Genomic DNA, 19,771 nt, shown 5'->3' on the forward strand with positions numbered 1-19,771 from the left:
TAGAATTATAGCGAAATGAAGGGAAAGTTGAAAGATGAATTTTTATGTACCGAAGCAAAGGACCCACTTTCCGGTGTAATCGTTCGATGAACTTGTGCCAAGATAGAGTTTTTCCCAGGTCATTTCATAGTATAAACCGGCCCACAGGTGAGCGGATTTTTTGCGTGTCTTTGAAGGGGTCAGAAGTTCGCCACCGTAGCGGACAATGAGCTTGTGGTTTGAGTAGCGGACGTCGTTGTCTTCGCCGTAAATTGTCTGCCTCATGTTGATGTGCTGGTAGGTTACCTGGGATTTTATGCGTATGTATCTGAAAAAGTCCAGGCAAAGGCTGTATTTAAGGTAGGGACTTGATAAGTCGAAACCCGTGACCGATGAACTTGAAGTGTGCTGGCTGTCATGAATCTGCGAATTTGAATTATAGGAAAGAAAATATGCCGGAACGAAGAAGAATTCTGTTATTGAGTCTATGTATTTGATGATTGGAACTTTGACGACGATGTTGAAGGCCGGACCAACCATAAAATATCTTGTGTTGTTTTCTGAAAGCTGGAAGCCGTTTTCGGTATAGTTCTGATATGAGCCGCCGTTGGTGTTTGAATGTGACTGGGAAAGATAAAAGCCTATGTCGACTTCTGTGAAGACTGATTTTGCCCTTATGTCAGGATTTCCGAAAAAGAGGACGACAGGAAAAGGGGTAAAGGACACTGATCGGACTTCGCTTGTGCTGACCGTTTCGCCGTTGTTTACGAAGGTCATGTAGTGGTCGTATTCTCCCCGGACGCTTGATGAAAGAATGTAGTTCCAGTCGTACCATACTGAACCGAAGACAAGACTTCCGTGCCTGTGGGGCTCTGCGCCGAAATCGATTCTGAGGGGATATTTGTCGTCAAGCACGTCTTTAAGGAAGGTTATTGCATTAAAAGTCGGATTTTTGGGGACAAGGATTTCTTCGCTCTTTTGCTCGGATTGTGCTTCGCCTGGGGCTTTTGCTTCTTCTGAAAAAATTGGAAAGAGAGTGAGAAAAAAGGTCAGTAAAGTAATGAAAAATATTTTTACATAATGAAGAAGCATGAAAACATTCTATCACATTTTTTTATTGCGCAACAGAATAAAATTAAATAATCCGGATTAATTTTTTTGAAAAAATTTTTAAAAACATATAGACCATACTGCGTATTTGTTTTATATTCACTTTTACATCATTAGTATTTTTTGGTGAAACATTGATTTAGGTGGTATTTCATGTTCAATCGTGAGGACTACATTTCTGATTCAGAATGGAATCGGTTCTTAGAGTTTTCAAAAGATTTGGAGACTCCCAATGTTGTAATTAATCTCAAACAGATTAAATACAATTTCATCAAACTCCGCGATTCTTTCCCTTATGCACACATCTATTATGCAGTCAAGTCGAATCCGGGGGAGCCAGTGCTCAAAATGCTTGCAGAGCTTGGTTCAAATTTCGACATTGCTTCACGATATGAGCTGGACAAAATCCTTGCTCTTGGAGTAACGGGCGACAGACTTTCTTACGGAAACACAATCAAAAAAGCACGGGACATTAAGTATTTTTATGACAACGGTGTCCGTATGTTCGCCACTGATTCAAAGGACGACCTCAAGGCAATCGCCGAGAACGCTCCTGGAAGCCGTATTTATGTCCGCATGTTAATGGAAAATACTCAGAGTGCTGACTGGCCTTTGAGCCGCAAATTCGGCTGTCATCCTGACATGGCTTACGATTTGCTGGTTATGGCCCGCGATTTGGGTCTCACTCCTTACGGTGTTTCATTCCATGTCGGCAGCCAGCAGCGCGATATTGGTGCCTGGAACGACGCAATTGCAAAGGCTTCTTATTTGTTCTCATCTCTCGAAGAAGAAGAGGGCATCCGTCTTTCAATGATTAACATGGGCGGCGGTTTCCCAGCCCACTACATTCAGCCGACAAACGAACTTGAAACTTATGCTTCGGAAATCACACGCTATCTCCACGATGACTTTGGCGATGAAATTCCGATGATTATCCTGGAGCCGGGCCGTTCCCTCGTAGGCGACTGCGGTATCCTCACAAGCGAAGTAATCCTCGTAAGCCGCAAGAACAATACAGCCTTGCAGCGCTGGGTCTATCAGGACTCAGGAAAATTCAATGGCCTTATCGAAACTCTCGACGAAGCAATGAAATATCCTGTCATCTCATCAAAAGACGGTCCTGGAGTTAAAAAAGGCGAGGTAATTCTTGCAGGCCCGACCTGTGACAGTGCGGACATCATGTACGAAGATTTCAAGTACAAGCTGCCTCTCTCGCTTAAAGCCGGCGACAAGCTCTACTGGCTCACAACCGGAGCCTACACCAGCACCTACGCCAGCGTAGAGTTCAACGGCTTCCCACCGATAAAAACCTACTTTATGTAAAATCTAAACTGCCTGCTTGTGCGGGCGTTTTTTTTTTGCATATTTTGACTTATTATGATAAAATTGATGCAACTTTCTTCAATAAAACGTGTCAAATTAAATGAAGCTAATGCCCAGCCAGGGCTATTTATGAGGTTTTTGAAAAATGAATTTTTATGCAGACTATGTCGAAGGCGGTAAAGTTTACACAAATTACGAGGACTTAAAAAAGAATTTTAAAATCAAAGTTCCTGAGAATTTCAATTTTTCTTATGACATTATTGACCGATACGAGGAACTGGAGCCAAACAAGCGTGCTCTGGTATGGTGTGATGATACTGGCGCTGAAAAGGTTTTCACTTTTGCTGACATTGCCCGCGAATCACGCAGAACGGCAAACTATCTTGTTTCAAAGGGAATCAAAAAAGGCGATGCAGTCCTTCTTATTTTGCGCCGCCGCTACGAATTCTGGTTCTTTATTACGGCCCTGCACCGAATCGGAGCTGTTGCCGTTCCTGCAACAAACCAGCTCTTGCAGAAAGATTTGGAGTACCGCACAAATGCAGCCCAGATCAAAATGATTGTCTCTTACGATGACACGATTCAGGACGAAATCGAAAAGGCTATGCCGGCTTCTCCAAGCGTAAAATCTCTGGTAACGGTTCAGAGCGACCGCGAAGGCTGGATTTCATACTCAAAGGAAATTTCTTCTTTCGGCACGGATTTTCCTCGCCCGCAGGGAGAACTTGCCACCCACAACGATGACATAATGCTTCTTTACTTTACTTCGGGCACTTCCGGCTATCCGAAGATGGTTCAGCACAACTTTGCATATCCTCTTGGCCACATCGTTACGGCAAAATACTGGCAGAATGTAATCGATGACGGGCTCCACCTTACTGTTGCTGAGACAGGCTGGGCAAAATCAGTCTGGGGCAAGCTTTACGGTCAGTGGATTTGCGGTTCGGCAGTCTTTGCCTACGACATGATTCAATTCAAGCCGGGCGTCATGCTCAAAAAAATCGAGCAGTACAAGGTCACGACTTTCTGTGCGCCGCCAACTGTCTACAATTATCTTGTCCGCGCTGACATCAACAAATACGATCTTTCATCACTCAAATATCTTGTTACGGCAGGTGAAGCCCTCAATCCTGAGGTTTACAAAAAAGTCTACGACGCTACAGGCCTTAAAATGTTCGAGGCTTACGGTCAGACTGAGGCAACCGTTATGGCAGGCAACTTCCCTGGCATGGAGCCAAAACCGGGCTCAATGGGAAAACCGGCTCCAGGCTACGACATTACAATCGTTCGTCCTGACGGAACAAAATGTGATCCAAAAGAACCTGGCGTAATCGTCGTAAATCTTGAAAACGGCCGTCCTTTTGGTCTTTTCACAGGCTACTATCACGACGAAGAAAAAACAAAGTCAGTCTTTGAGAACAATAAATACCTGACAGGCGACACCGCATATTACGACGAAGACGGCTATATCTGGTTTATCGGCCGCAACGACGACGTAATCAAAAGTTCAGGCTACCGTGTTTCTCCATTTGAAATCGAAAGCATCTTGCAGCAGCACCCGGCTGTCCTTGAATGTGCCGTAACAGGCGTTCCAGACCCAAGACGAGGCCAGGCAATCAAAGCCACAATCGTACTCACAAAACTCTACGAGGCAAGCGAGCAGCTCCGCATTTCAATCCTCGACTGGATGAAGGAAAAAACCGCAAGCTACAAGCATCCTCGCATCATCGAGTTCGTAAGCGCCCTGCCGAAGACAATCTCCGGCAAAATCCGAAGAGTAGAAATCAGGGAAAACGACCAAAAAAAGGATTAAAAGTCTATTCCTTTTAAGAAGCGTTCCTGGAATTCCGGGATTCCGGCCAGGTTAATCTGGATTGCTTTTTTGGCAAGAGAACGAGCCTTGTCGCGCAGAACGTTTGAGAAGAGGAGGGCGCTTGCTCCTGAGAGGGCGGCGTTCCCCAGATGAATCGTGCGTTTTTCAAGCTGTGGCGGCAAAAGGCCGATTGTAGTTGCTTCATCAAGATTGATTTTTGAACCAAATCCACCCGCAATGCAGAATACAGGTGTTTCGCTTGTATGCTCAAGCAGAAATTCCAGGCCTGTTTTGACAGCAGATTTTGCCAGCTGCAGATTGCGGATGTCCTGCTGGGAAAGATAGACGGCTGGCGTAAGCTCGATGCAGTAAGTTCCGTCACCCAGCTTTGACTTTTCGCGAAGAATAATTCCGTTTTTATCGATGTATTTATTTTTGAGCATGACGGCTGCCGCACTGATTAAACCCGAGCCGCACAAGCCGCGCGCATTTTTATCTCCGATTGTGTGACATTCCAGCTGATCGTGGATGTAAATGATTTTGTCGATTGCACCTTCGATTGATGGCATACCGCAGCTGATGTTTGCGCCCTCAAAGGCAGGACCAGAGGCAGCGGATGTACAGAGAATTCTGCCGGCCTTTTCCGGTGAATCAGGGACGTAAAGGCAGAGCTCGCTGTTTGTTCCGATATCGGCCAGAAGGAGAGGCGCCTTGACTTTTGATTCCCAGGGCCTCAGCGTAGAAGGATCGTTCTTGGTGCCCGGAATCGGGAAGCCGGCTGCAATCATGGAACATACGGCGTCGGCACCGATAAAGGCTCCGATACAAGGCGGAATATAAACTTCTGTCTGAGGAGGAATTATGCTTGATTCAAATATTTTGATTAATTCCGGTGTGGGATTGTCCAGGCTCACGCAATGAGAATAGGTTGTGCCATTTCGTAACTTTTCCCAGGTGGTGTTGACGTCAAAAAGGCTTGCAGGAGTAAAAGGAGCTGCAGCCATATTGCTGACAGAAGTATTGCACAGGAAGGAGAGCATGGTCGTGTTTCCTGTGATTACGATTGAAGTGACTTTTGGCTGGAAACCTCGCGGAAGTTTTGCAGCCGCTTCCATTACAGCCTGAGTGAACATTTTTTCGAGCTGGCTGATGATGCAATAGTGAAGGGCTGAAGGACCGCTTTCGACAACAGCTGAAGAGCCTGTCAGTGGCGGACGGATTGCAAATGCGATGCGGCGGATAATGTCGTAGCCGTAGCGAACCTGATTGTTTTTTTCTGCAACTGTTACGAGGTGCTTGCGGTGTAAAAGAGACCAGACGCTGACGGCAATGGTTGTAGTTCCAATGTCTACTGCGATTCCAATTTCTGCTGGTGAGGTTTTTGGCTCAAGTTCTTCTGGAATTTCTGGCATTCGACCTTCTGTAACAATCTGCATATATCAATCCTGGAAAATATTTTTACCTGATATTAGAATACACCTAAATTTATGAATATTCAATAAAAAATTATACTGAATGGAAAAATTTACTTGTGGCGTGTCAACTTAAGTGAAACGCAGATGATGTTGTCACGCGAACCGCCCCTCGGCATGCTTTTGAGGCTGGCTGCAAGAAGGGGACCGTAAGAATTCAAGTGGTATGAAAAGTCATAGCCGAAGACAAATTTGAAGCCGTTTCCCCATTTTGTGCTGAGCTTTTCGTCGTAGTCATCAAGTTCGATAAAGTCAGTCCTGCGTCCGAGAGCGTAATCGATAGAAAAGAACAGCCCTCCGAGATTTGGGTATGCCCTGAATCCTGCGAGAAAAGAATAGTCTGCCAGATAAATGTGGTTTGAGCCCTTCCATCTGAAGTCAAAAACCGCGTCATTACCGAGGGAGAAAATAAGAAAATCGTTCATGGGAAAAAGAATAGCCGCGTCCAGACAGAGAATTGACTGGTTGGTATCGCCAAGAATCCTGTTCCTTTCTTTTGTGCTTGAGTCTCCGTAAAAAACATAGCCTGTGCCGATGCCAAACTCAAAACCAGGGTTTGCAAAGGTGGGGAGAGTGAAAAATGCAAGAATCAGCGGCAAAATCAAAAATTTTTTCATGAGTTAATTATCGGCGTAAAATCAGTCTGGATTTAGGAATTGGATGGAATCTTCCATCTAGCCTGTAACATTTACCTTTCCGTTACTTGAGTCAAAAATCCTCTGCTTAAATCCTTCAAAGTCTGTGGCGGCAATCTCGCCCTTAATCGATATGACTTCTCCAAAATCTTCCGCAGTCTTGTAGAGGGTAAAGCCTTCAAAAATCTTTTTTACGACCTGATACTGCTGATAATCACAGGAAAGTGAAAAAGTTGATTTTTCTATCAGTTCCTCAAATTCTGCGGTCGCAAGGACGTTTTTTACTCCGTCTCCGTAAGCGTGTACGAGTCCGCCTGTTCCCAAAAGGGTTCCGCCAAACCAGCGTGTAATCGTCACCAGAAGGTTTGTGGCACCGCTTCCCTTGAGCACGTCCAGCATTGGCCTGCCTGCTGTTCCGCCCGGCTCCCCATCATCGCTCATTCCCATAATTTCAGCATTCTTTCCGCAGATAAAAGCGTGGCAGACATGCGTGGCATCGGCATATTTCTGTTTTTGAGCCTTAATCTTTTCGCGTACCTCAGCCTGAGACGAAATTGGAAAAAGTTCTGAAAGAAAACGAGAGCCCTTAATTGTTTCTTCTGTGGAAAAATAGTCTTTTGGTATTTTCATAAGTTTGCTTTTCGGGAAAATTATACAAAATTATGGGGCAAAATAAAAGCGAAGAATTACAAGATTTGAAAACTCTATAGATTTTATAAAATGTAAACTGTAAAATAGAAGTGAACAAGGTAAAATATGACAAAAGACGAGCTTTTAATAGAATCTTTGGTGATAATCCAAAAACAAGTAAAAGAAGAATTGTCAGCCGAAACTGGCGATGATGAAATCAGCAAGGAAATTCGTGAAGAATATGAGGATGTGCTGGAACTTTTGGGATATCTTGTTCCCAAAATCAAGGGAATTGAATCGCTTTATCAGGAACTCGAAGAAGATGAATTTGCATTCATAATGGAATGTCTCGAAAACTATCAGGACAATTTTATAATTGACGGAACTAATCCCCAAAAACTAAAAGAGGATGAAGAAAAATATTCCCTTCTCAGCGATATGATGTTTGAATTGTACGATTCTGATGAAGAGGAAGAGGACGAGGATTCTTAAGGGGCGTTGCGGGGTGTCCCCGCAGAAGGGGTAGCGACCAACGAAGTGGGCGCGTAGGGGAAGGCTTTCCCCCTATAATTGCTAATCACTCACTGCTAATTGCTAATTTCTCATTCCTGATTTCTTCGTACATCACAGGAACTGTCAGGTAAATCCGAATCATCGCGGTGTACATATTGATGAAATAAATCATATCGATGATGAAAGTGAGAATCGAAAGCCCGGAATTTTTGCTTTCCGGGATAAAATTAACTAGAATTGCCAGAAAAATCGCGATGAAAAGCTGCTTTCCGCCTGCCCGGAGCGCAAAAAGAATAAGCTTGAACACATTTTTGTGCATCATTTGCCAGCTTTTTTTGAAAAGTTTTGGAATACTCATCGACGGATTGTCAAAATGAAGCTGGAACACGAAAACAAAGCGAATCAGAACGAAAAGTCCAAGAATAAAAAGCACGGCAAGGAAAATTGCGACAAAAAGAAGCATGTCTATTGCCATTGTCGATATGACTTCCGGCTGGTCAGCAATTTGACCTGCATCTTGAAGCGAAGAAATATCGGGCATCGAAAAGACAAAATCCGGATTAATTTTTTGGAAAATAAATTTTGTGGCGAATCTGGAAATCAGCGCAAGAATGGCAATTAAACCACCAAAAGCACCGATAATTTTGCCCGCAGGATTGAGCCTGCGGAATCCGATAAAAATAAAGCCCAGGTTTGTGTATTCACGGCGGGTCATTTTTAAAAGCATTACGGCGAAACCGAACTGAAAAGTGAGCCAGACGCTGATTGCAAGAAAAGCGAACAGTAGTGTTTGTATTTTTACAACGGCAGGACTTGCTCCATTAGCCGCAAGACGCATTACCGGAGACAGAATTGCAAAGGAGGTAATCGTTTCAAGAATTGATATTAGAAAAAGGGCATACATGATTTTACCCAAATACTGGGAAGAAATCTGGTTCAGTTTGAGCATAAGATGTTTTATGTCTGTCATTTATTAATCCGTCCTAACAGCTTTCATGTGTTTTTTATTTTCGTACATAGTCATGTCGGCTCGCTTGAAGACACTTTCAACTCCTGTATCAATTGCCGGGTCGTAAGTTGCGATTCCTGCCGCTGCTGAAACCCTTTCCCATTCATTTTCTGCCTTCTGGCTTTCATAAAGTGCTGATTTGAAAGAGGTTAAAAGTGAATCAGCGTTATCGAAATCAGAATTTTCCAGAATTACGACAAATTCATCTCCGCCGATTCGGAAAACCGGCGAGTGGGCAAAAATCAGGCAGACTATCCTGCAGAGTTTTTTATAGCGGTGTTTCCCTGCTCGTGCCCATAGGTATCGTTGATATGCTTGAGAAAGTTCAAGTCTATCATGCAAATACCGAATCTTGCGTTGCCATTTGCAATGTTTTTTTCCAGTCGCTTTACTTCATTATCATAGGCCGTTTTGTTTCTGATTCCAGTAAGTGCATCCCTGTTCGCTAGAATATTCATGGCCTCAGCATTTTTCTTCGCATCATAAAGTTCCCTTGTCGTTTTAAGGAGATTGTGCATGTAAACGTCAAGGTCGTGAATCATTGATGAAACCTGTTCTCCAAGTGAGGCAATTTCATCTTCGCCCCAGACACCTTTCTTGATGTTTTCTGCTATTTCCGGGTCTTTATTTTCAGCATAAGATTTGACACCATTCTGCAGCGTCGAAATCCTCAAAATATAGAATTTATTTATGCAGAAAAGAAGAAGAATCATGCTCAGAAACAGAATGATTGCCATGATTCCCATCTGTCTGAGGGAATTTCTGAATATTTCCCTGTTTGCATCGGCGACTTCAACCTCTGCTCCGATAATTCCAAGCTGCTTTCCGTTCACTGAAAAAGGATAATAGCACGAATAGTCATGTCCGTAATCATTATCCCAGACTCCAAAATCATCGGGGCGTTTGCCTGTGTCCCATGCTTTCCAGAGAACAGGATGCTCGCTGCGTTTTACCTCGGCCTTCCGTCCCAAAAGAATGTAGTCCCTTCCGTTTTTTGTTTCCTTTTTTCGGATTCCGTCAAACATATAGAAAATATGCTCCGGTTCTTCATCTGGAATAAGGTAATATGTGTAGGCAAGGTTAAAAGTGTGGCAGGTGTTTTCAAAGGCAAGCAGAAAGAATTCGTAGTTGTAGAGGGCATAGGCAAGCTGAACATCTTCATCAAGTTCTGAAAAATCTATTGTCGTTCCAAGAATCTTACCAGGATACTTTTCTGCAAAAAGTCTGTTGTAGGTGTCCAGTGTTTCTTTCAGAGATGAAAAATGATAGGGAACCAGAAATTTATCTTTGTTTTTGATGTAGAATTCCTGAAGAAAAGAAAACTCCATATTCCCCGTCGTCATAATATCAGCAAGGTGTTCAGCAACAAGCTGAAGGTTTTCAAGTTTTTGAGTACGGTAAACACTCATCTGATTTTTGTAGGTCGCAACTCCCGTAAGTGCCAGCGTTCCGATAATAAAAAGCAGAAAAATAAGAGCAAATTTAAAAATAAGGCTTTTAGTCCTCTTTACCATAAAGACACACTCCTATTTCTCCATTATAAATTACAAAAACTGAATTAGGAAGGGCTGAACGTATTTTTTTGCGCTTTTTACAATCCTAGTTCCAGCTGAACTCCGTCAACTTTGATGCTTTCAACCTCATGCGCCGAAAGACGCACACCCAGGGTCTTGAGGCCTTTTTCTTCAAAGTCCTGAGCCTTGAATTTTTCCTCAGTGATTTTGACCCGCGGCTTTTTTACATAGTTCAGCGTGAATGTGAACTTTTCGCGAGTGTCGATGTGAAGAATTTCCATTCCGTCCGGGGCAAGGAAGTAATCGCGGTTCATAATCCAGCTCAGGATTCGGCAGCGTTTGATTGAAGCAAAACCTGTGGCCGGGTCGCGGAAAATGACCGTGAAAAGCACTTTCGGGAGTTTTTCCTTGTCTGCAATGTCGCAGAACCACATTCCCTTGTCGATGAAGAGTTTGTCCGGGACATCGGTGATTGCGTACATTCCGTTTTTGCGCACGCAGATGATTCGGTCGTACGGAGAGACTTTCTTGATTTCAGTTCCGCCAGAGACATTGATTCCGAGGTAGCCCTTTTCGTCGTAGCGAAGGCTCTGGTCGGCTTTTGCGACTTCACGAACGTCCGTTGCGTTGAATTTCTTGATTTGAGTGTGGCGCTCAAGTTCCTTTGCCGGGAATTTTGCAATCATTCCCTCAAGATAGTCGATTGCGCAGCCGGTAAGGTTCTTGAGTTTCTTTGCGATTTCCTTTAACTTCGCGTTGATTTCCTTTACTTCGGCACGGTTTTTGTTGATGTCGTAAAGTGAGATTCTTCGGATTGGAATCGTGAGCAGGTGGTCAACGTCTTCTTTTGTAATCGGACGGATAAGCTCGTCCTTGAACGGAACGAAGCCGTCCACAACAGCCTTGACAACTGCTTCCTGAGTCTTCATTTCCTCGATTTTCTTGTAAATGCGCTCTTCGATGAAGATTCGCTCGAGGGTGCGCAGGTGGAGCTTGTCTGTGAGCTGACCTTTTTCAAATTCAAGCTCGTCTTTTATGATTCCGGTGAGTTTTCCCGCGTAATACTTGATGATTTCGGTTGCCGTCATTGCGACAGGCATGTTGTCCTTGATTACGAGCATCTGGCAGGAAATTGATTTTTCACAGTCAGTGTAGGCGTAAAGGGAATCGATTACGTCTTTTGAATAAACTCCGCGCGGAAGCTTGATTTCGATTTCGCAGTAGTCGGTAGAATAGTCCTCGACCGAACTGATTTTGATTTTGCCCGCCTTGTAGGCTGCGTCGATTGATTCCAGAAGCGATTTTGAGTCAGTATCAAGCGGAAGTTCGGTGATGATGATCCTCTTTTCGTCGGAAGTGTCGAACTTTGCGCGCGAAATGATTTTGCCGTTTCCGTCATTGTAGTTTGAAACGTCGATTAAGCCGCCGGTTGGTGCGTCAGGATAAATCTGAAACTTTTCGCCCTTGAGGCACTTGATTTCAGCATCCAGAACTTCTTTGATATTATATGGAAGAATCTTAGTGCTCATGCCGACCGCAATTCCCTCTGCACCCATGATGAGGGCTACAGGAATCTTTGTGCGGTAAACTTCCGGCTCTGTGCTTCGGCCGTCGTAGTTTGGAATATAGTGAGTGATTGCAGGATTTGTGACGAAAAATTCCTTTGCAAGCGGATTGATGCGACACTCAATGTATCGCCCTGCAGCCGCCGTAGCACCAGTAATCAGGTTTCCGAAGTTTCCCTGCTTTTCAAGGAAGATGCTTATCCACTTGAATTTAGGTTCTTTCTGCGCGAAAAGGCCCTTGTTCGCCATCGTGACGACAGCACCGTAAATTGAAGCATCACCGTGCGGATGATAGCGCATGGTCTGACCGACGACATTTGCAACCTTCTGGAAGCGTCCGTCGTCCATCTCAAAAAGCGTGTGAATGATTCGCCGCTGAACAGGCTTAAGTCCGTCCTCAAGGTCAGGAATAGCCCTGTCGCGGATAACATACGAAGCGTATTCAATAAAGTTCTTGTCGAATAAATTTTTTACAAATGCCATTTTCTTTCCTTACACATTACACATCAATCTCAGCATTACTCAGCAAATGTTCCTCGATGAACTTCCTTCGTTCCGGGGTGTTTTTGCCCATGTAGAAGGAGAGGAGCTGCGGGATGATTTTGAGCTGGCTTACTTCTACCGGCGTGAGGTGCATTGTTTCCGGGGCGATGAACTGCTCGAATTCTTCCGGGTTGATTTCACCAAGACCTTTGAATCGGTTGACTTCACAGCCTTTGCCGAGTTTTTTCTGTGCGGCGTCGCGTTCTGCCTCACTGTAGCAGTAGATGTTTTCCTTTTTATTTCGTACGCGGAAAAGCGGGGTTTCGAGGATGAAGACCCTGCCGCTTGTGACCAGTTCCTCAAAGTAGCCGAGAAAGAATGTGAGTACGAGGTTCCTGATGTGGAAGCCGTCGTTATCGGCATCGGTTGCGATTACGATTTTTGAGTATTTGAGGTTTTCTACGCTGTTTTCGATTCCCAAAGCCATCATCAGCTGGTAAAGCTCGTCGTTCTTGTAGATGTCGCTCTGCTTTTTGCCGTACATGTTTTCCGGCTTACCGCGAAGGGAGAAGATTGCCTGATAGTCGGCGTTTCGTGAGTGCGTCATCGTGCCCGAAGCAGAATCACCCTCGGTAATGAAAATCATTGAATTCTCGCCTTTCTTGCCGTCCTGGACAAAGTAGCGGCAGTCCTTGAGCTTTGGAATGCGGATGCTGACTTTCTTGGCGTTTTCCTTCGCCTGCTTTTTGACGCTCGAAAGCTCTGTGCGGAGTTTTTCGTTTGCCTCGATTTTTGCCTTGAGCCTTTCCGCTGCCTTCGGGTTCTTATGGAGCCAGTTGTCCAGGCCTGACTGAACTTCGCCTACAATCCATGCGCGGATGTCAGTGTTTCCGAGCTTGTTCTTTGTCTGGCTTTCAAAAACCGGATCCTTTACCTTTACGAGAACAGCCGCCGTGATTCCTTCGCGGATGTCTTCTGATTTATATGATGACTGGAAGAAGTCGTTTACGCCCTTGATGAAGCCTTCCTTGAATGCCGCAAGGTGCGTTCCGCCGTCAGATGTGTACTGGCCGTTTACGAATGAAAAATAATTTTCGCCGTATGCGTTTGTGTGGGTGAAGGCGAACTGAAGGTGCTCGCCTGTGTAAGAGCCGATCGGGTAGATTGTCTCGGATTCAAGTTCCTTTGTAAGAAGGTCCAAAAGTCCGTTTTCGCTTGCAAAGTCCTGGCCGTTGAGGCGGAGTGTGAGGCCTGAATTGAGGTAGGCATAGTTCCACATGCGCTTTTCGACATATTCCATGTTGAAGGAATATTTTCCGAAAATCTTTACGTCAGGAACGAATTCAAAATATGTGCCGTTCTTTGTGCCGGGCTTTACGGCTCCCGATTTGTTTGACTGAAGCTTTCCTTCGGCGAAGATTGCCTCTACGCATTTTCCGTCACGGATGGAGATTACGCGGAAATATGAAGAGAGGGCGTTTACAGCCTTTGTACCGACACCGTTCATTCCGACTGAGAACTGGAATACATCGTCGTTGTATTTACCGCCCGTGTTGATCTCTGAAACACAGTCGATTACCTTTCCGAGCGGGATTCCTCGTCCGTAGTCGCGGACTTTTACGCGGTTTTCCTTGATTTCAACGTCGATTTTGCTTCCGAATCCCATGATGAATTCGTCGATTGAGTTGTCGATTATTTCCTTGAGAAGAATGTAGATGCCGTCGTTCTGGTTTGAGCCGTCGCCGAGCCGTCCGATGTACATTCCGCTCCTCAAGCGGATGTGCTCAAGCGCGTCGAGATGACGGATTTTGTCGTCAGAATAGTCAGCTGCAGTTACTTCCTTTTTTTCAATACCGGCGTTCGGGTCAGCCTTTTTTGCAGCCGCGAGTTTTGCCTCAGCCTCGGCAGTCGCTTTTTTGTCTGCTGCCCGCTCTTCTACGGCATTTGACGGAGCCGCCACCTTTTTTGTTTTTGCGACAGTCTTTGCGTTGTCCCATGCACGGAAAGTTCCGGTTTCGTCAATTCCTGCGACAGGCTTTTTAGCGGCAGTTTTCTTTGCTGTGCTTGATGCCGCTTCTTTTTTTGATTCTTCTTTTGCCGCAACTTTTTTGCCTGCTGCCGGCGTTTTCTTTTCTGTTGCCTTTGCAGTAGTTTTAGTAGCTGCCGTCTTTGTGGCTGCTTTTTTTGGTTCTGCTGCTTTTACAGTTGTTTTTGCTGTAGATTTTTTTTCAGACGATGATTTAACAGCTGCCTTTTTTGCAGTTGTATCCTTCTCTTCTTTTTTAATTCCACCCATAAGGAATAATTATATAGTAGAATTTTTAACTAGTCAATTTTTTCAGACCTTTCTTGATTTGTGCAATTCTTTTCTATTATAATGTTTTTTATGTCTAAAGCACTTTTGATTTCTTTTTTAGTTTCGATGGTTCCTTTGATTGAGCTTCGCGGCGCAATTCCCGTGGGCGTGGGGATTTTTGCCGCTCAGAATATCGAAATGACTCCGTTTTCGCTCGTCCTTCTTTTTGTAACTTGCATGATCGGAAACATGCTCCCTGTCCCGGTCATTTTCCTTTTTGCCAGAAAATTCCTTGAATGGGGACAGAATCAAAAACTCATCGGCGGAATCTGCCGTTTCTTCCTCGAAAAAGGTCATCGCGGCGGAGCAAAATTGCAGGAAAAGGCGGGCCGGGGCTTGTATTTCGCACTCTTTTTGTTCGTAGGAATACCTTTGCCAGGCACTGGAGCTTGGACAGGCACTCTTGCGGCAAGTCTTCTCGATATGAACTGGAAAAAGACCTGCATTGCAGTTATCGCAGGAGTTCTTCTTGCAGGAATTATCATGATGACCTTAAGCTTTGGAGTTGCTACGGTAGCTGTTTAATGTAATTACGGCATTTTTTTTAGCAGTTTGCCATAATTCTTGCCATTTCAAAGACAGCCTTTTTTTCAGACTCATTGAGCTTAACAAAGTTTTTTGCAAGTTCTGCAATCATGGTATCATCTTCGCTTGTCGATTCCACAGGCAGTTCGTTGTCGATAAGGCATTCATAGCTTACGGAAAATATTTTTGCTACTGCGCGAATTACAGAAAGCGGAGGTTCCTGCTCCATATTTTCATATTTTATGAGTGCCTGTCTTGATATTCCAAGTTCTTCTGCAAGTTTTACCTGAGTATATCTGTTTTGCTCGCGAAGTTTCTTGATAACTGATTCCATTAATTTTTCTCCGAAGTTTCTTTCTGATTGCCGGCAATATTTTCTATCCGTTCGCGACCAACCTGAGCAAGCCACATTTTGAAAGGCTCTGCTTTTTTTGAGGGAACTGATTGGATTATTCGTAAAAGCTGTTCTGTATTTGCTACATCCGTAAGACGCATTTTGCCGTCAGCAGATTTCATTTTCAACTGGTTACAATTTGTAACCGGTTCAAACCCCTCGGATTTTAAGCGTGCTTTTAAGACTTTCCAATAGTTTCTGGCTGTTTGATAGTCAATACTTTCCGTAAGAACACCGACAACATCAACAACAGAGAAATACCATTCTTCTTCCTCTTCATTCCACGCGGTACGAATTGAAGTGCTTTCAAACGCCTTTGTAATCTGACCTTCCATATTTGATATTATAGGGACCTTTGTTTTATAAGTCAATAAAAATATACAATTGTGTTTATAATTTTCTACATAATTTTACAAGTTCCTCTTGCTATAGATTCTGCGTGTCAAAAAATTATATAATTATGATATGTCACGAGAAATTGAATTAAAAGTTCCGCTCACGCAGGAACAGTTTGAAAAAATCCAAGAAATCCTCAGCGGGAAAAAGGGTCTTCCGGCATTCAATTTTCATTCTTTTGAGCATATTCTCAAATCTGACGAATACTTTTCGCGCTATCACAACCACGAAGAGCGGATTAAAAACAAGGAACTTCGCGTAATCCGTATCCGCACCGAAAAAACTGACGGCGGCGTGGAAAAATCATATTTCTGCATAAAGCAAAAAACAATTGAAAACGGCGTTGAGTTTAATTCCGAAAAGGAGACTTTTATTGAAGACGCGGATGTCCTGCGCTCATTTTTTGAGGCAAGCGGCTTCATCAAGTGGTTCGAAAAGAAAAAGGATGCGGTCGGCGTACTGTGTTCGCTGGATTCTTCCGGTTTTGAGGCTCATCTGGAGCTTGAGAAAGTAAATTCTCTTCTATATATAGAGATCGAATACACAAAAGAAGACTTGCCTGCCGACGAAGTCCGCTCCAATCTCGAAAAAATCCTGCTCGCTTTGGGCGTTGACCCCAAAAAGCGCGACTCCCGTTCCTGGGCAGAGATTTTGAGTTAGAAATTACAGCAGTTCCGTCAAATTCTTGCAGTTTACGTCACAGAGTTTAAGAATCCTTTCCCAGTCCGTAAGCGGCGGCTCTGTCAGTTCTTCATTACTTGCATCATAGACCGCGCAGACTTTGAATCCTGCCTTTTTTGCCGTTCGGATTGCGTGAAGGGCATCCTCGAAAACCAGAGATTCTTCCGGCTTTGCACCGCATCGCCTTGCACTTTCCTCAAAAATCAGGGGCTGGGATTTTGACGTGTTCAAATCCAAGCATGTGATTATGTGACTGAAATATTTTTCGCAGTCCAGTCTTTTCATGCAGGCAAGGACGCAGGATCGCTCGGTGGCAGTTGCAAGAACGCATGGAATTTTCCTTTCATTCAGTTCCCTAAGAAAATCTTCCGCTCCCTCTTTGAGTTGCAGGCTTTCAGCGTAGAATTTCATTATCAGCTTTTCTACTTCGATTCCGATTTCTTCAACAGTCTTTTCAACACCATAATCTGAAATAAAATATTCCGCCGTTTCAACCATGTTGAGCCTTTTTACATTGTCCCAAAGATCTTCCCTCGGTGTCTTTCCGATGCTCATAAGATATTTATCTGCAATTGTGTGCCACATGGTCATTGAGTCCAGAATTGTTCCGTCCATGTCGAATACGGCGCATTTGATTCCGTCTAAAATTGATTTTTTCATGATGCAGAGTATAGCAGAAAACACCTGCGAAGGCACGAGGGCTTTCACTATTCCGTTATTTTTTTGGTAAAAATCCTGCCGCAACACTAATCCTCGAACCAGTTTTCAATCTGCAGCTCGCTTACTTCCTGAATTGCGGTAAAGTGCCTTGTGTTCCGTGTAACAAGCACCATGTGGTTTGCGAGCGCGATTGCGGCTATCATGCTGTCAGAGAATGGGGCAGGCTTTCCAATTTTTTCTGCCTTCGCACGAATTTCGGCATGAATTCTGCAGGCTTTTTCTGAGTAAGTTTTTACCTTGAAATTCTCCAATACATCATCTTCTATGTATTTGCCAAGATAAGTTTTTTCGATGCCATCTGCCATTTTGTGATAGCCATATAGCAGTTCATGCAATGCAGGAGCGCAGATTGCACAGTCAGAGTTATGTTCGGCAATTTTCTTTATTACATTAAAATCTGGATTGCGTTTTATTATTTCGGAAACTATATTAGAATCCAGAAGGTAATGAGCTTCTTCTTCATCATAATCTTGCATCAGTCAAAAACTCCTTTGAAAACATCATCTTCCCAGCTCGTGCCTTTGGTGGAATGGTCGCGAACATCAAAAATCCTGTCGATGTCATCATCGCTTAAAAGCTCTGCGGTTTTTCTGCGGAATTCTGCGGCACGGTCTAGAATGTTGCCCTTTTTTCGGCCTGCGATAAGTCTGTTGTATTCATTTATTGAAAGAAGAACGCCAACGGTTTGATTCCTGCGGGAAATAAAAACAGGACCTGATTCTTCTGCCTGATGCATAAAAAGCGGAAGTTTGTTTTTTGCTTCATAAATTGGAACTGTATTCATGGCATTCTCCTTGATTAAAGCTTTCTAGGTAAATTATATGGTGAGATAGCTATGAAGTCAAGTTGAAATAGCTATGAAATTTTGAGTTGAGGATAGATTTGACTTTTAACTTTAATAAAAATTGAATTTTTCATAAAAATATTATAACCTATTTAAAATATTTGTGTTTTTTAAATAGGAAAATTACAAAAATGATTGAAGTATCTCATGTCTCTAAACGATTCGGGGAATTCAAGGCTGTCGATGACGTAAGCTTTTCTATTCCAACCGGTCAGATTGTAGGTCTTTTGGGCCCTAACGGTGCGGGAAAGTCCACCACCATGCGTATGATTACTGGCTTCTTTAAGCCAAGTGCCGGTACGATTTTGATTGACGGCCTCGACATCGAAAAAAATCCTGTCGAAGCAAAGCAGAAAATCGGTTACATGCCGGAATCGGCTCCGCTTTATGCCGATATGATTGTCGAAGAATACCTTCGCTATGTCGCCCTCATGCAGAATCAGAACCCGGACGAAAAAATTCCAAAGCTCTGTGAGGAATGCGGACTCAAGGAAGTCATGCACAAAAACATTTCCGAGCTTTCCCGCGGTTACAAGCAGCGTGTAGGTCTTGCACACTCACTCATGAATGACCCGGAAATCCTTATTCTTGACGAACCAACTTCAGGTCTTGACCCTAACCAGATTGAAGACGTACGAAACTTAATCCGCGAAATCGGAAAAACCCGCACGGTTATCATTTCGACACATATTTTGAGCGAAGTTGAAATGCTCTGCGGCCGCGTAATCATCATTTCAAAGGGCAAGGTCGTAGCAGACAGCCCTACAGCCGAACTCCGCGAGCGATACGGTCACGCAGAAACTGTATTCATCCAGATTGACGGCGTGGCTGAGGAAGAAGCAAAAGAATCAATTTCTTCTATTAATACGGTAGATTCCTGCACTCTCACTCAGGGAGACAGAATTGAGTCGGCTCCAAACGCCCTTTCATTCCTTGTCAGTGCAAAAGACGGAGGCGAAATAAGACCGGATCTTTTCCGCCTGTGCGCAGAGAAAAACTGGACTATCTACGAACTTTCAGTCCGCAAGAACAGCCTCGAAGACATCTTCCACGGCTTAACGATTGAAAATTAGGAGTTTAATTATGGATAAGAAATCGAATCCTTCCATTATCATATTCAAGCGTGAAATCCGCGCTTACTTTACAAGTCCTATTGCTTACATTGTTACGGGGCTTTTCCTTTTGGCTTCGGGATTTTTGTTTTTCAATACATTCTTCCTGAATAATCGTGCCGAGCTCAGACAGTTCTTCGGTCTTCTGCCGATTGTGCTTTCTTTCTTCATTCCGGCCCTTACAATGCGTATGCTAGCCGAAGAAAAGCGAAGCGGTTCCTATGAGACTCTGCTTACACTTCCTGTCACCGAGCTTGAGATTGTAACAGGCAAATTCCTTGCGGCTTTTGTCTCTGGTGCAGTCCTTCTCCTTCCGACTCTTTTCTATGCAGTTACTTGCTTTGTCTTCGGTAAGCCTGATTGCGGTCCGATGATTGGCGGATATCTCGGCGCCCTCTTTTTGATTGCATCTTTCTCTGCAATCGGTCTTTTTGCATCAAGCCTTACAAAGAATCAGATTATCGCCTTTTTCATTGCTCTTGCAATCTGCATCGTATTCACTTTGATTTCTGCCTTCTTGATTTTCATGCCGGCTTCAGTCGTTGCTTTCTTTGATTTTTTCTCTGCATCAAGCCACTTTGAGTCAATTTCCCGTGGAATCATCGACTTGCGTGATTTGCTTTATTTTGCTTCACTCACGGCACTTTTCTTTGTCCTGACCGTTGAGTCACTGAAGTCAACAGGGGAGGCCCGTTAA

At 44.0% G+C, this 19,771-nt stretch carries 21 protein-coding genes; 7 read left to right on the plus strand and 14 right to left on the minus strand.

Annotated features, from left to right (window positions below):
- Window positions 1-42 precede the first annotated feature (42 nt).
- Window positions 43-1,071: a hypothetical protein gene (locus tag HNP76_RS07180; RefSeq protein ID WP_184658984.1), complete on the minus strand. Its 1,029-nt coding sequence runs from the start codon at window positions 1,069-1,071 to the stop codon at window positions 43-45.
- A 171-nt stretch (window positions 1,072-1,242) separates the two neighbouring features.
- Between HNP76_RS07180 and HNP76_RS07185 the strand changes: the two genes are divergently transcribed.
- Together HNP76_RS07185 and HNP76_RS07190 are read left to right on the plus strand one after the other, a co-directional pair.
- Window positions 1,243-2,412: a type III PLP-dependent enzyme gene (locus HNP76_RS07185; RefSeq protein WP_184658986.1), complete on the plus strand. Its 1,170-nt coding sequence runs from the start codon at window positions 1,243-1,245 to the stop codon at window positions 2,410-2,412.
- A 145-nt stretch (window positions 2,413-2,557) separates the two neighbouring features.
- Window positions 2,558-4,225 (plus strand): AMP-binding protein, encoded by a 1,668-nt coding sequence (locus HNP76_RS07190; RefSeq protein ID WP_184658987.1) that lies wholly within the window; start codon window positions 2,558-2,560, stop codon window positions 4,223-4,225.
- On the opposite strand, the gene HNP76_RS07195 is transcribed toward HNP76_RS07190, so the two are convergent.
- From HNP76_RS07195 to HNP76_RS07205, 3 genes are all read right to left on the minus strand, one after another.
- A complete protein-coding gene (locus HNP76_RS07195; RefSeq protein WP_184658989.1) occupies window positions 4,222-5,661 on the minus strand; it encodes an ASKHA domain-containing protein in 1,440 nt (479 codons plus the stop codon). The two genes, HNP76_RS07190 and HNP76_RS07195, sit on opposite strands and share 4 nt — an antisense overlap.
- Before the next feature lie 89 nt (window positions 5,662-5,750).
- On the minus strand, window positions 5,751-6,314 hold the full coding sequence (locus HNP76_RS07200; protein ID WP_184658991.1) for a hypothetical protein: 564 nt from the start codon (window positions 6,312-6,314) through the stop codon (window positions 5,751-5,753).
- Window positions 6,315-6,371: 57 nt separating this feature from the next.
- A complete protein-coding gene (locus HNP76_RS07205; RefSeq protein WP_184658993.1) occupies window positions 6,372-6,962 on the minus strand; it encodes a YigZ family protein in 591 nt (196 codons plus the stop codon).
- 126 nt (window positions 6,963-7,088) lie between these two features.
- On the opposite strand from HNP76_RS07205, the gene HNP76_RS07210 reads away from it, so the two are divergent.
- Complete coding sequence (locus HNP76_RS07210; RefSeq protein ID WP_184658995.1) at window positions 7,089-7,454, plus strand: hypothetical protein; 366 nt, start codon at window positions 7,089-7,091, stop codon at window positions 7,452-7,454.
- An 85-nt stretch (window positions 7,455-7,539) separates the two neighbouring features.
- Here the strand turns inward: HNP76_RS07210 and HNP76_RS07215 are convergent, their stop codons facing one another.
- From HNP76_RS07215 to HNP76_RS07235, 5 genes are all read right to left on the minus strand, one after another.
- Window positions 7,540-8,445 carry a hypothetical protein gene (locus tag HNP76_RS07215; protein ID WP_184658997.1) on the minus strand — a complete coding sequence of 302 codons (906 nt, stop codon included), beginning with the start codon at window positions 8,443-8,445 and terminating at the stop codon, window positions 7,540-7,542.
- A 3-nt stretch (window positions 8,446-8,448) separates the two neighbouring features.
- Window positions 8,449-8,826, minus strand: coding sequence for a diguanylate cyclase domain-containing protein (locus tag HNP76_RS07220; RefSeq protein ID WP_184658999.1), 378 nt, complete (start codon window positions 8,824-8,826; stop codon window positions 8,449-8,451).
- Complete coding sequence (locus HNP76_RS07225; RefSeq protein WP_184659001.1) at window positions 8,736-9,998, minus strand: GGDEF domain-containing protein; 1,263 nt, start codon at window positions 9,996-9,998, stop codon at window positions 8,736-8,738. Before HNP76_RS07225 ends, HNP76_RS07220 begins: the two co-directional genes overlap by 91 nt.
- Before the next feature lie 77 nt (window positions 9,999-10,075).
- Window positions 10,076-12,046, minus strand: a complete 1,971-nt coding sequence (locus tag HNP76_RS07230; protein ID WP_184659003.1) for a DNA topoisomerase IV subunit A — start codon at window positions 12,044-12,046, stop codon at window positions 10,076-10,078.
- Window positions 12,047-12,062: 16 nt separating this feature from the next.
- Window positions 12,063-14,342: a toprim domain-containing protein gene (locus HNP76_RS07235; protein WP_246462636.1), complete on the minus strand. Its 2,280-nt coding sequence runs from the start codon at window positions 14,340-14,342 to the stop codon at window positions 12,063-12,065.
- 90 nt (window positions 14,343-14,432) lie between these two features.
- On the opposite strand from HNP76_RS07235, the gene HNP76_RS07240 reads away from it, so the two are divergent.
- The gene (locus HNP76_RS07240; protein ID WP_184659005.1) at window positions 14,433-14,927 is read left to right on the plus strand and encodes a COG2426 family protein; all 495 of its coding nucleotides are present in this window, start codon (window positions 14,433-14,435) and stop codon (window positions 14,925-14,927) included.
- Between the two features lie 19 nt (window positions 14,928-14,946).
- Here HNP76_RS07240 and HNP76_RS07245 read toward each other — a convergent pair whose 3' ends face one another.
- Together HNP76_RS07245 and HNP76_RS07250 are read right to left on the minus strand one after the other, a co-directional pair.
- Window positions 14,947-15,261: a helix-turn-helix domain-containing protein gene (locus HNP76_RS07245; protein WP_184659007.1), complete on the minus strand. Its 315-nt coding sequence runs from the start codon at window positions 15,259-15,261 to the stop codon at window positions 14,947-14,949.
- Window positions 15,261-15,656 carry a BRO-N domain-containing protein gene (locus HNP76_RS07250; protein ID WP_184659010.1) on the minus strand — a complete coding sequence of 132 codons (396 nt, stop codon included), beginning with the start codon at window positions 15,654-15,656 and terminating at the stop codon, window positions 15,261-15,263. The genes HNP76_RS07245 and HNP76_RS07250 overlap by 1 nt, the downstream gene beginning before the upstream one ends.
- Window positions 15,657-15,786: 130 nt before the next feature.
- On the opposite strand from HNP76_RS07250, the gene HNP76_RS07255 reads away from it, so the two are divergent.
- Window positions 15,787-16,377, plus strand: a complete 591-nt coding sequence (locus HNP76_RS07255; RefSeq protein WP_184659012.1) for a hypothetical protein — start codon at window positions 15,787-15,789, stop codon at window positions 16,375-16,377.
- A 3-nt stretch (window positions 16,378-16,380) separates the two neighbouring features.
- Here HNP76_RS07255 and HNP76_RS07260 read toward each other — a convergent pair whose 3' ends face one another.
- From HNP76_RS07260 to HNP76_RS07270, 3 genes are all read right to left on the minus strand, one after another.
- On the minus strand, window positions 16,381-17,058 hold the full coding sequence (locus HNP76_RS07260) for an HAD family hydrolase (protein WP_184659014.1): 678 nt from the start codon (window positions 17,056-17,058) through the stop codon (window positions 16,381-16,383).
- Between the two features lie 86 nt (window positions 17,059-17,144).
- Complete coding sequence (locus HNP76_RS07265) at window positions 17,145-17,594, minus strand: type II toxin-antitoxin system VapC family toxin (RefSeq protein WP_184659016.1); 450 nt, start codon at window positions 17,592-17,594, stop codon at window positions 17,145-17,147.
- Window positions 17,594-17,902 carry a type II toxin-antitoxin system Phd/YefM family antitoxin gene (locus tag HNP76_RS07270; RefSeq protein WP_184659018.1) on the minus strand — a complete coding sequence of 103 codons (309 nt, stop codon included), beginning with the start codon at window positions 17,900-17,902 and terminating at the stop codon, window positions 17,594-17,596. Before HNP76_RS07270 ends, HNP76_RS07265 begins: the two co-directional genes overlap by 1 nt.
- Before the next feature lie 191 nt (window positions 17,903-18,093).
- On the opposite strand from HNP76_RS07270, the gene HNP76_RS07275 reads away from it, so the two are divergent.
- Window positions 18,094-19,035 carry an ABC transporter ATP-binding protein gene (locus tag HNP76_RS07275; RefSeq protein ID WP_184659020.1) on the plus strand — a complete coding sequence of 314 codons (942 nt, stop codon included), beginning with the start codon at window positions 18,094-18,096 and terminating at the stop codon, window positions 19,033-19,035.
- Window positions 19,036-19,045: 10 nt separating this feature from the next.
- Complete coding sequence (locus tag HNP76_RS07280) at window positions 19,046-19,771, plus strand: ABC transporter permease subunit (protein ID WP_184659021.1); 726 nt, start codon at window positions 19,046-19,048, stop codon at window positions 19,769-19,771.

Source organism: Treponema ruminis (genome assembly GCF_014201975.1).
Classification (GTDB): domain Bacteria; phylum Spirochaetota; class Spirochaetia; order Treponematales; family Treponemataceae; genus Treponema_D; species Treponema_D ruminis.